Source organism: Paraburkholderia sp. Ac-20336 (assembly GCF_017105025.1).
Taxonomy (GTDB): Bacteria; Pseudomonadota; Gammaproteobacteria; order Burkholderiales; family Burkholderiaceae; genus Paraburkholderia.
Window position 1 is genome coordinate 1 of sequence record NZ_JAAGPS010000187.1, and the last position, 9,633, is coordinate 9,633.

The 9,633-nt window shown below is 67.2% G+C and carries 8 protein-coding genes and 2 pseudogenes; 2 read left to right on the top strand and 8 right to left on the bottom strand.

Going from position 1 to position 9,633, the window contains the following annotated elements; translation table 11 throughout:
- Nucleotides 1-258: pseudogene (locus GXB81_RS29105) on the bottom strand (hypothetical protein); the annotation flags it as partial.
- A 198-nt stretch (nucleotides 259-456) separates the two neighbouring features.
- On the opposite strand from GXB81_RS29105, the gene GXB81_RS29110 reads away from it, so the two are divergent.
- Nucleotides 457-1,551: a beta-propeller fold lactonase family protein gene (locus tag GXB81_RS29110; protein WP_205991022.1), complete on the top strand. Its 1,095-nt coding sequence runs from the start codon at nucleotides 457-459 to the stop codon at nucleotides 1,549-1,551.
- A gap of 195 nt (nucleotides 1,552-1,746) precedes the next feature.
- Here GXB81_RS29110 and GXB81_RS29115 read toward each other — a convergent pair whose 3' ends face one another.
- Nucleotides 1,747-4,167 (bottom strand): TonB-dependent receptor, encoded by a 2,421-nt coding sequence (locus GXB81_RS29115; protein ID WP_205991023.1) that lies wholly within the window; start codon nucleotides 4,165-4,167, stop codon nucleotides 1,747-1,749.
- Between the two features lie 180 nt (nucleotides 4,168-4,347).
- On the opposite strand from GXB81_RS29115, the gene GXB81_RS29120 reads away from it, so the two are divergent.
- Complete coding sequence (locus tag GXB81_RS29120; RefSeq protein ID WP_205991024.1) at nucleotides 4,348-5,403, top strand: histidine kinase; 1,056 nt, start codon at nucleotides 4,348-4,350, stop codon at nucleotides 5,401-5,403.
- On the opposite strand, the gene GXB81_RS29125 is transcribed toward GXB81_RS29120, so the two are convergent.
- From GXB81_RS29125 to GXB81_RS29150, 6 genes and pseudogenes are all read right to left on the bottom strand, one after another.
- A complete protein-coding gene (locus GXB81_RS29125; protein ID WP_167039395.1) occupies nucleotides 5,373-6,035 on the bottom strand; it encodes a response regulator transcription factor in 663 nt (220 codons plus the stop codon). The genes GXB81_RS29120 and GXB81_RS29125 overlap by 31 nt on opposite strands.
- A complete protein-coding gene (gene pqqE / locus GXB81_RS29130) occupies nucleotides 6,032-7,288 on the bottom strand; it encodes a pyrroloquinoline quinone biosynthesis protein PqqE (RefSeq protein ID WP_205991025.1) in 1,257 nt (418 codons plus the stop codon). Before pqqE ends, GXB81_RS29125 begins: the two co-directional genes overlap by 4 nt.
- Before the next feature lie 4 nt (nucleotides 7,289-7,292).
- Entirely contained in the window at nucleotides 7,293-7,607 is a 315-nt protein-coding gene (pqqD, locus tag GXB81_RS29135) for a pyrroloquinoline quinone biosynthesis peptide chaperone PqqD (RefSeq protein ID WP_167285788.1), read from the bottom strand.
- Nucleotides 7,604-8,365 carry a pyrroloquinoline-quinone synthase PqqC gene (gene pqqC, locus GXB81_RS29140; protein WP_167285787.1) on the bottom strand — a complete coding sequence of 254 codons (762 nt, stop codon included), beginning with the start codon at nucleotides 8,363-8,365 and terminating at the stop codon, nucleotides 7,604-7,606. The genes pqqD and pqqC overlap by 4 nt, the downstream gene beginning before the upstream one ends.
- Nucleotides 8,366-8,482: 117 nt before the next feature.
- Nucleotides 8,483-9,421 (bottom strand): pyrroloquinoline quinone biosynthesis protein PqqB, encoded by a 939-nt coding sequence (gene pqqB, locus GXB81_RS29145; protein ID WP_205991026.1) that lies wholly within the window; start codon nucleotides 9,419-9,421, stop codon nucleotides 8,483-8,485.
- Nucleotides 9,418-9,633: pseudogene (locus GXB81_RS29150) on the bottom strand (prolyl aminopeptidase); the annotation flags it as partial. The gene pqqB and the pseudogene GXB81_RS29150, both read right to left, overlap by 4 nt.

A 9,633-nucleotide genomic window follows, 5' to 3' on the forward strand; every position in this document is an offset into this window, starting at 1 on the left:
GGGTACGGCGGGCCTGGTTGGCCCGGCCGGCGCGGCAGCGGGCGTCACCGGCTCCGGTTCGGGGCTCAGCAACACGGCGGTGATCGTGCGCGGCTCGACCCGGCGCTCGACCATGCTGTTGCGCGCCGCGAGCGTCAACGCGAGCAGCGTCAGATGCGCGACGATCACGGCGCCGAGCACGAGCGCGGCACGCCGGTAGTCCGGCGCGGAATTCGTCACTGAATTCATCGCGTTGCCGCGGTTCGCGGGGTTTGCCATGACGGCTTGCAACATCGCTGCCACCTCCGCGTTCATTGTCCTCTCGCGCCCCGCGTTTTAGAACCGGCTGCGCGCTGGCGCCGAGCAATTCGGGAAATTCTCCCGCCCGATTGCGTTGTCAAACAATCGCCCGGTGCGGTACTTTGAATCGATGACGCGCGCCATCGCGGCACAGCGATTTCACCACGGAGTACCACAATGCCGGAGACACCTATCCTCACCAGAAAACCCTGCCGTTCCATCGCGCTGGCCGTCGCGTTCGCGCTCGGCACGGGCGCCGCGTATGCCGCGGCCGCGCCGCTTGCCTACGTGACGAGCGAGAAGGCCGGCGTCGGCGTGATCGACCTCGATCAGATGACGCTCGCGCAGACCTTTCCGGTCGGCGCGGACGGCCCGCGCGGCCTGAGCCTGAACCGGGACGGCACGCGCCTGCTGGTCGCCAACAAGAACACCGGCGACCTCGCGGTGATCGACACCGCCACGGGCAAGGTCGTCAAGCGCGTGAAGATCGGCAAGAACCCCGAGTATGTGCGGGTGCACAACGGCTATGCGTACGTGACCTACGAACCGGGCGAGAGCGGCGGGCCGCCGGGAGCGCAGGCGGACGGCAAACCTGGCGACAAGCCCGGCGCGAACGATGACGACGACGCCAACAAGCCGCCCGCCGAGATCGCGATCGTCGACATGAAAGACTGGCGAGTGATCCGCTCGGTGACGAGCGGCCACGAAACCGAAGGCATCGAGTTCTCGCGCGACGGTCAGACGATGCTCGTCACGAACGAAGGCGACGACACGGTATCGGTCTATCACGCGCGCACCGGCGCGCCGGTCAGGACCGTGAAGCTCGCGGCGGGCGGCCGGCCGCGCGGCATCCGGCTGTCGCCCGACGGCAAGGACTACGTGGTCACGCTGGAGTCGCTGAGCAAGTTCGTCGTGCTCGACGCGCACACGTTCGACGTGGTCAAGACCGTCGACACCAAGCTCGGCCCCTATGGCGTGGCGTTCGGCCCCGACGGCAACCGGCTGTTCGTCGCGGCGGCGCGCGACAAGGCCGTGCAGGTGTTCGACGGCCACACCTACGAGCATCTCGCCGACGTGCCGGTCGGCCAGCGCTGCTGGCACTTCAGTTTCACGCCGGACGGCGCGAAGCTGATGGTCGCGTGCGGACGCTCCGACGCGGTCTACGTGCTCGATGCGAAGAGCTATCAGCCGCTCAAGCAGATCGGCGATCTGCCGCTCGCGTGGGGCATCGTCACCTATCCGCATAGCGACGGCTCGATCGAATCGCACTGACCGGCCGATCTTGCGCGGCGGCGCTCGTTTGCAGGCGGGCGCCGCCGCGTTTCGATGTGCTTCGATGCATTTGGATGCGCTTAGCCGCCAGCCGACTGCTTCCATTCGCCGCGACGCATGATCCAACCCGCGCGGCCGCTCGCTACAACTACGACGAGCAGCCACGCGGCGGCCACGCCTCAATACCCCACACCTTCACTTCCACGCATAGCGCATCCCGACCCAGAAGCCGCGCGGCGCGCCCGGCCCGACGAACTGCTCGTTGACCGGGTTCGCGCCGTTGAACGTATTGTTGGGGCCGGTGAAGAAGTTCTGGCCGAGCGCGCCGAAGCTCGCATAGCGCTTGTCGAGCAGGTTCGTCACCGAGGCGAACACCTGTACCTGCTTCGTCACCTGATACGCGGTGTCCATGTCGATCAGCAGGTAGCCGGAAATCCTGCCGTTCGCGTCCTGGTTGTTTTCGTCGCCCTGCGCGTAGACGCTGCCGCGCCAGGTGAGGTTCGTGCCGATGCGCCATTTCGGCGTGGCCGCGTAGTCGAGCCGCAGCTTGACCGTCGTCGCGGGAATCCCCGGAATGTGATTGCCCGGCTTGACCGTGATGTTGCCGTCGTCGTCCGCGCTCGAATTGCTCGGGCTGCTTTCGGTCCAGCTCGACCGGTAGGTCGCGTCGACGTAGCTATAGCTGCCGGTCACCGTGATCGGTCCGAGCTGCGTCTGGCCGGCCAGTTCGACGCCTTGCCGGCGCGTGCGGCCGACGTTCTGGAAAAAGCCGAGCGAGCTGCCCGCGCCGTTGCTGCTGATGAACTGGATGTCGTTGTCGAGCGTCGTGGTGTAGGCGGCGGCGCTCCACGTCGTGCTCGCGCCGAGCTTGCCGCGTGCGCCGATTTCGAAGGTCTTCGAAATGACCGGTTCGAGCGACGGGTCGGAGATGAAGTCGTTCGGCAGCGAACACGGCGCGTTCGGATCGGCGCAGGCGAGTTCGATCGCGGTCGGCGAGCGCATGCCCTCGTTGTAGCTCGCGTAGGCCGTCAGCGCCCGCGTCGGATTCCAGTTGATGCCGACCGCCGGGTTGAAGCGCGAGAACGTATGGTGGCCGTTCAGGTTCGGCTGCTCGCCGCTTTCGTCGCCGATCGTGGCCTCGGCCCAGTTGTAGCGGCCCGCGAGCGCGAGCGACCAGTGCGGCGTCAGCGACAGCGTATCCGACAGATAGATGCCGTAGCTCGTGTTGTGCGTCTTCGCGTAGGTCTCCTGCTCGAAATCGCCGATGCCGATCGTCGCGCGCGAGTCGGTGAAGGCCGCGTCCTGCGAGGCCTGCGTGAAGCGCGAATTGGCGGCGTCCACGGCCATGCCCGCGATCAACTGGTTCTCCATGCCGCCGAGCTTGCCGAGCAGCGTCAGTTGCAGGCTCGCGCCGTAGCTGTCGGTCGCGACGACCGACCTCTCGTTGGTGGCCTGCAGCGTATTGACGTCGCCATCGTCTTCCACCGAGCCGTAGTCGTTATTGACGTTGCTGCTCGTATTCGTGTTGCGGAAGTGCCGGTAATAGGCATTGCCGCTCAGTTCGACGTGATCGTTGAAGTAGTGGTCGCCCGACAGCGTCAGGTAGCCGACCGTGTTCTGGTTCTGGTCGGGATACGTGTAGGGCTGCTTCGGATTGCCGAGGAACGAGCGCGGAATGGTCTGCGTGCCGTGCAGGTCGTTGTCGGCGGCACCGCCCGACAACGACAGCGTCGTATTCGCGTCGGTATAGCGCAGCTTGCCGAACGCCTGGCGGACGCGGCTCTCGTTTTGCTCGGCCCAGCCGTTGTCGTTGGCGGCGTTGGCGGTGAAGTAGTAGTCGAGGTTCTGGCCGATCGTGCCGCCCTGTTCGATCTGCGCGGCTTTGCGGCCCCACGAGCCGCCCGATATCTCGGCCTCGCCGACCGGGTTGTCCTTGCCGTTCTTGGTCGTGATCGAGAGTGCGCCGCCGAGCGTGTTGAAGCCGTAGGTCGGATTCGAGCCCGGAATCAGCTGCATCGTGCTGATCGCCTGCTGCGGCAGCAGGTCCCAGTTCACGACGTCGCCGAACGGCTCGTTCACGCGCACGCCGTCGACGAACACCGACAGCCCCTGCGGCGTGCCGAGCAGCGGCGAGGCGGTGAAGCCGCGATAGGTCAGGTTCATCTGATACGGGTTGCCCTGCGCATCGGCGATGCTGACACTCGGCAGGTTCGCCGCGAGGTAATCGGTGAGCGTCTGACGCCGCTGCCGTTCGAGGTCGGCGGCGTGGACCGTCTGCACGTTGGCGGGCACCTGCGTGAGCGGCGTGCCGATGCCGAGCAGCGGCGTGGTGCCGACCACGACGATCGGCGCGAGGGTCGTGGTGGGCGTTGCCACAGCGGTGTTGGCGGTGGCGTTGTCGCCGGCGGCGGGCGTTGCCACGGTTGCGGCGGACGCAGCGGATGTAGCGGATGTAGCAGACGCAGCAGACCCGGCGGCAGCCGATGCCGCAACCGGCGCCTCGGCCTGCGCCCACGCATTCGCGGACAAGGCGGCGAGCGCGCCGCCGAAACAGAGGGTGATGCCGGCCCGCCGTTCGAAGCGGCGTTTGCGGCGTGCCAGGGATCGCAGGCTCATCGTTATGTCTCCTGTCGGCTTTATCGGTGCGCGCGCGGCGCGTTCTTTGAAGTCTGTGTCAAGCCTGGCATACGCGCCTGTAAGGCGCGCGGGAGCTTTTCCCGATCTGGCGGGGAAGGCTTCCCAAAACCTGCGCAAAAATCGGTCGCGCGCGATCGCGCTGGGTAGAATGCAAGCGTCATGTCAAGCGACCCGATCCCTTCATCTTCCGCCGGCCGCCCGCCGCCGCATTCGACGATCCGCCGCGATCTCGCATGGGTCGTCGCCGTGACCGTGCTGGCGGCCGTGCTCGGCGCAACCTTCGATCTCAGCGAGAAGGCCTACCGCTTCACGCGCGGCATGGAGCGCTTCCAGCTCGACGAATTGCCGGGCACGCTGTTCGTGCTGTCGATCGGGCTCGTGTGGTTCGCATGGCGCCGCTATCGCGAGGCGCGTCGCGAGTTGAGCTATCGGCGCAGGCTCGAAGAGCAGGCCGAACAGCTGCTCGCCGACAACCGGCGACTCGCGAATCAGGCGCTGCAGGTGCAGGAGCGCGAGCGCCGCCATATGGCGCGCGAACTGCACGACGAACTGGGCCAGTACCTCAATGCGATCTCGCTCGACGCCGCGCGCATCCGCGATCTCGCGAAGGAGCGCGAGCCGGAGATTCATCGCGTGTCGCTCGGCTTGATTCAAAGCGCGAGCCACGTGTACCGCGAGATCGGCGGCATGATCCGTCGCCTGCGGCCGATCGGCCTCGACGAATTCGGCCTGCCGAGCGCGCTCGAACATTGCGTCGACGGCTGGCGCGAGCGGCTGCCCGAGGCGTCGTTTTCCGTGACCATCGAAGGGGACTTCAGCGGCTTGAGCGATGCGCTGACCATCACGCTGTATCGGCTCGTGCAGGAAGGCTTGACCAACGTGTCGAAGTTCGCGCGCCGCTCGCGGGTGGAGCTGTTCATGGTGCGCGCGCCGCGCGAAGGTGTCGAAGGCGACGAACGTGGCGAAGGCGGTGCGGGTAGCGCGGGTAATGCGGGTAGCACTTCAGGCCGGATCGACGAGATCGTCGTGACGATGGCCGACGACGGCCCCGGCGTCGATCTGACGCAGCCGCGCGCGGGGCTCGGGCTGATCGGCATGCGCGAGCGCGTCGAGGCGCTCGGCGGTGAATTCCACGTGGCGAGCGAGCCGCAGGGCGGCTTTCTGTTCTGCGCGCGCGTGCCCGCTCACGCGGGGCTGGCCGAGCCCGTGAACTGAAGCCCGAGGCGGCTCGCCATCTGGGCGAGCTGCACGCCGTTGTCGGCGCCGAACTTCTGGCGGATCACCGATTGATGGTTCGCCACCGTCTTCTGGCTTAGGCCCAGCTTCTCGGCGATGCTCGGCAGCGTATAGCCCTGCACGAGCAGACGCAGCACCTCGAACTCGCGCGCCGACAACTGCCGCCCCGGCGGCCCCTCGTTGAACGCGTTGCGCATCGCGAGCGCCTGCGAGATGTCCGGGCTCAGATAACCCGCGCGCCGCGCGACCGAGCGCACCGCCTCGACGAGCACGTCGGGCGCGCTGGCCTTGGTCACGTAGCCGAGCGCGCCGGCATCGAGCGCGCGGCGCACGAAGATCGAGTCCTCATGCACGCTGAAGATCAGCACGCGCGCGTCGGGCTCGCGCGCGAGCATGCGCCGCATCGCCTCGATGCCGCTCGCGCCGGGCAGCGATACGTCCATCACGACCACGTCGGGCCGCAGCGCGCAGAAGCGCTGATAAGCGAGCGCAGCATCGGCGGCCTCGCCGCAGACCTCGACGTCGGAATTCAGTTCGAGCAGCCGCCGGTAGCCTTCGCGCACGACCGCATGGTCGTCGACGAGCAGAACGGAGATCAGGTCGGTCGTCATGGTTGTGCTCCGTGGTCGCCGCCGGGCTCGCGGGCTGCGGCCGCGAGCCTGCGCGAGTTGGCGTCGTGGCGAAACAGGATCGGCTGCTCGCGTGCGGCGATTGCCTCCGCCCCGGCTGCCGACGCCGCGCGTTGCACGACCTTGACCACGCGCTCGTGAAACGGCGACTTGTCGCACACGGGGTCGGCATTGGCCGCGTCGCCCGTGAGCAGATAGGCCTGGCAGCGGCAGCCGCCGAGGTCGTGTTCCTTTTCCTCGCAACTGCGGCACGGTTCCTTGAGCCAGCTCAGGCCGCGAAAGCGGTTGAATGCGTCGCTGTCGTACCAGATCTCGCGCAGCGGCGTGTCCTTCACGTTCGGCAGCGCGAGGCCGGGCAGGCCGCGTGCCGCGTGGCACGGCAGCGCGGCGCCGTCGGGCGCGACGCCGAGAAACACCGCGCCCCAGCCGTTCATGCAGCGCTTCGGGCGGGTCTCGAAGTAGTCGGGCACGACGAAGAAAATCTTGCAGCGCTCGCCATGCGTGCGGCGATAGCGCGCAACCACCGCCTCGGCTTCTTCGAGCTGCTCGCGCGCCGGCATCAGTTGCGCCTGGTTCTCGCGCGCCCAGCCGTAGTACTGCGTGTTCGCGAGTTCGAGATATTCGGCGCCGAGCGCGAGCGCCATCTCGATGATTTTGTCGACATGCGGCAGGTTATAGCGATGCAGCACGCAGTTCATCACCATCGGAAAGCCGTGCCGCTTCAGCGCGGCGGCGACGCGCTGTTTTAGTTCGAACGTGCGCGTGCTGCTCAGGAAGTCGTTGAGTTCCTGGGTCGAATCCTGGAACGACAACTGGATGTGATCGAGCCCGGCGGCCTTCAGTGCGCCGAGACGTTGCTCGGTGAGACCGACGCCGGAGGTGATGAGGTTCGTGTAGAAGCCGAGCCGGTGCGCTTCCTCGACGAGCACTTCGAGGTCGTCGCGCACCAGCGGCTCGCCGCCCGAAAAGCCGAGCTGCACCGCGCCGAGCGCGCGCGCGTCGCGCAGCACGTCGAGCCATTGCGCGGTGCTGAGTTCGCGATGGTGGTCGGTGTAGTCGAGCGGGTTGTAGCAGAATGCGCAATGCAGCGGGCAGCGATAGGTCAGTTCGGCGAGCAGCCAGAGCGGCGGCGGCACGCTGGCGGCGCTCTGGCCGGGTTGCGCGCCGGGCCCGGCGGCGGGTTGTGCCACGGGTTGTGCAGCGGGCTGCACCGAGGGTTGCGAAAGATCGGTCATCGCGCTACTCCAGCCAGCCGCGCCGGTGCGCGTCGGCGATGAAAGCCCGTACCTCGGTGCCGATTCCGGTCGCGTTGAACGCCTGTTCCAGTTCGGCGATCAGCGTGTCGAGGTCGCGCGTGCCGTCGCAGCGTTTGAGAATTTCGCCGGCGCTCTGATTGAGCTTCACCATGCCCTCGGGATAGAGCAGCACGTGCGCGTTCTGCGCGGCTTCCCATTGCAGACGGAACGGCTTTGCAATCGTCAGCGGCAGGGCGGCTTCGCTGCCGCTTTGTGTCGATGCTTCGGTGGCGCTCTCTGCGCGTGTCGAGTCGTTCATTGCGGAAACGCCTTCTCGATCGAGTCGAGCATGGTCCACAGAATGTCGAGCTTGAATTGCAGGATTTCGAGCGCGCGCTCCTGCTGCTCGCGTCGCGTGAAATACGCGAGCGTGACTTCGAGCCCGTGCTGCACGTCGCGCTGCGCGAGCGAAATGCGCGAGCGGAAATAGGCGAGGCCCTCGGCGTCGATCCACGGGTAATGCTCGGGCCAGCTTGCGAGCCGGTCGCGATGCACCTGCGGCGCGAACATCTCGGTCAGCGACGAGCAGACCGATTCCTGCCACGGCGCGCGGCGCGCGAAATTGACATAGGCATCGACGGCGAAGCGCACGCCCGGCGTGACGTGTTCGAGCGACCACAGTTCGTCGCGCGTGAGGCCGACCGCATCCGCGAGACGCGCCCAGGTTTCGATGCCGCCTTCGGCGCCGTCGTAGCCGTCGTGATCGAGAATCCGCAGCACCCAGCGACGGCGCGTGTCGCGATCGGGGCAGTTCGACAGCACGGCCGCATCCTTGAGCGGAATATTGATCTGATAGTAGAAACGGTTCGCGACCCAGCCGCGAATCTGCTCGCGCGAACAGCCGCCGCTATTCATCTTCACGTTGAACGGATGATGAATGTGATACGCGGTGCCTTTCGCGCGCAACTGCGCCTCGAATTCCTCGTGGCTCCAGGCGGGCTTGTCGGCGCCCAAGGTTGCCGTTGCAATCGCATCGCGTGGGGCTGTTGTCGTGTCGTGGATGTCCTTCGCGTTCATGCCGTCTCCGTTTGTTTTATGGTCGTTCACTGCCGCGCCTCGTTACCGCATTGCCTTGCATTCGTCATTGCCGCTGCAGCCGCAATTGCGCACTCGCGCGCCGCGCAGTCGCAGGCTTCACAGTTCGAAACTCATGCCGTCATAAGCCACCTCGATGCCACGCTCGCCGAGCACACGGCGCTCGGGACCGTCCTCGACGAGAATCGGATTCGTGTTGTTGATATGGATCAGCACCTTGCGCCGCGCGCCGCGCTGGCTGGGGCGATGCGCGTCGAGCGAGTCCAGCGTTTCGATCATGCCGCCCGCGCCGGTCTGCGGCAGATGCCCCATGTCGGCGGCGGTTTTCTTCGACAGGCCGAGGCGGATCATTTCGTCGCCGGTCCATAGCGTGCCGTCGACGAGCAGCAGATCGGCCTCGCGCATCGCCGCGAGCACGTGTTCCTCGATCGCGCCGAGGCCCGGCGCGTAGAACACGCGCTGGCCCGATTGCAGGTTCGTCAGCACGAGCCCGATGTTGTCGCCGCGCTCGGGCGCGTGACGGTGCGGCGAATAGGGCGGTGCCTTGCTCGAGAGCGGCAGCGCGTCGATGCGGATGCCGCGCAGGGCCTCGACCGTGAGCGGCGCGCCGTCGAGCGCGATGCGGCGATGCTCGACGCCGCAGTAGTGCGACAGAATCGGCGCGACCGGAAAGCCGGAGCCGAGGTCCTGCCATACCGCGTCGGTTGCGTAGAGCGGCAGCGGCGTGTCGCGCTCGCGCAGCATCAGCAGGCCGGTCACGTGATCGATCTGCGCGTCGATCACGAGCACGGCGGCGATGCCGCTGTCGCGCGCGCGGCGAGCCGGCTGCAGCTCGGGATGCGCGGCGATCTGCGCGAGCAGATCGGGCGAGGCGTTGACGAGCAGCCAGTCCTCGCCGTTCGCGCTGACCGCGATCGACGACTGCGTGCGGCGCGTGGCCTTCAGCGTGCCGCGCCGTACGCCGTCGCAATTGCGGCAATTGCAGTTCCATTGCGGAAAGCCGCCGCCCGCCGACGAGCCGAGTACCTTGATCTTCATGCCGCACGACGCATGCCGCGCCCCTCTTCGACGGTTGGAATGAACATCGCGGCGAGCGCCTGCGCGACGCGCGCATGCAGCGCGGGATTGCTCGCGAGATGACCGGCCGCGCTCACGTATTCGAGCCGCGCCTCGGGAACCGCGCGCCCGAGACGCCGCAGATTGCCGCGCGGACACACCGGATCGCGCGCGCCATGCACGGCGGCGAGCGG

What these genes read in the sequence shown, in the direction of transcription:
- pqqD (WP_167285788.1), bottom strand. Translation starts at nt 7,607, where the DNA reads ATGAACGACTCGACACGCGCAGAGAGCGCCACCGAAGCATCGACACAA.
- GXB81_RS29115 (WP_205991023.1), bottom strand. Translation starts at nt 4,167, where the DNA reads ATGAGCCTGCGATCCCTGGCACGCCGCAAACGCCGCTTCGAACGGCGG.
- pqqB (WP_205991026.1), bottom strand. Translation starts at nt 9,421, where the DNA reads ATGAAGATCAAGGTACTCGGCTCGTCGGCGGGCGGCGGCTTTCCGCAA.
- pqqC (WP_167285787.1), bottom strand. Translation starts at nt 8,365, where the DNA reads ATGAACGCGAAGGACATCCACGACACGACAACAGCCCCACGCGATGCG.
- GXB81_RS29120 (WP_205991024.1), top strand. Translation starts at nt 4,348, where the DNA reads ATGTCAAGCGACCCGATCCCTTCATCTTCCGCCGGCCGCCCGCCGCCG.
- GXB81_RS29110 (WP_205991022.1), top strand. Translation starts at nt 457, where the DNA reads ATGCCGGAGACACCTATCCTCACCAGAAAACCCTGCCGTTCCATCGCG.
- GXB81_RS29125 (WP_167039395.1), bottom strand. Translation starts at nt 6,035, where the DNA reads ATGACGACCGACCTGATCTCCGTTCTGCTCGTCGACGACCATGCGGTC.
- pqqE (WP_205991025.1), bottom strand. Translation starts at nt 7,288, where the DNA reads ATGACCGATCTTTCGCAACCCTCGGTGCAGCCCGCTGCACAACCCGTG.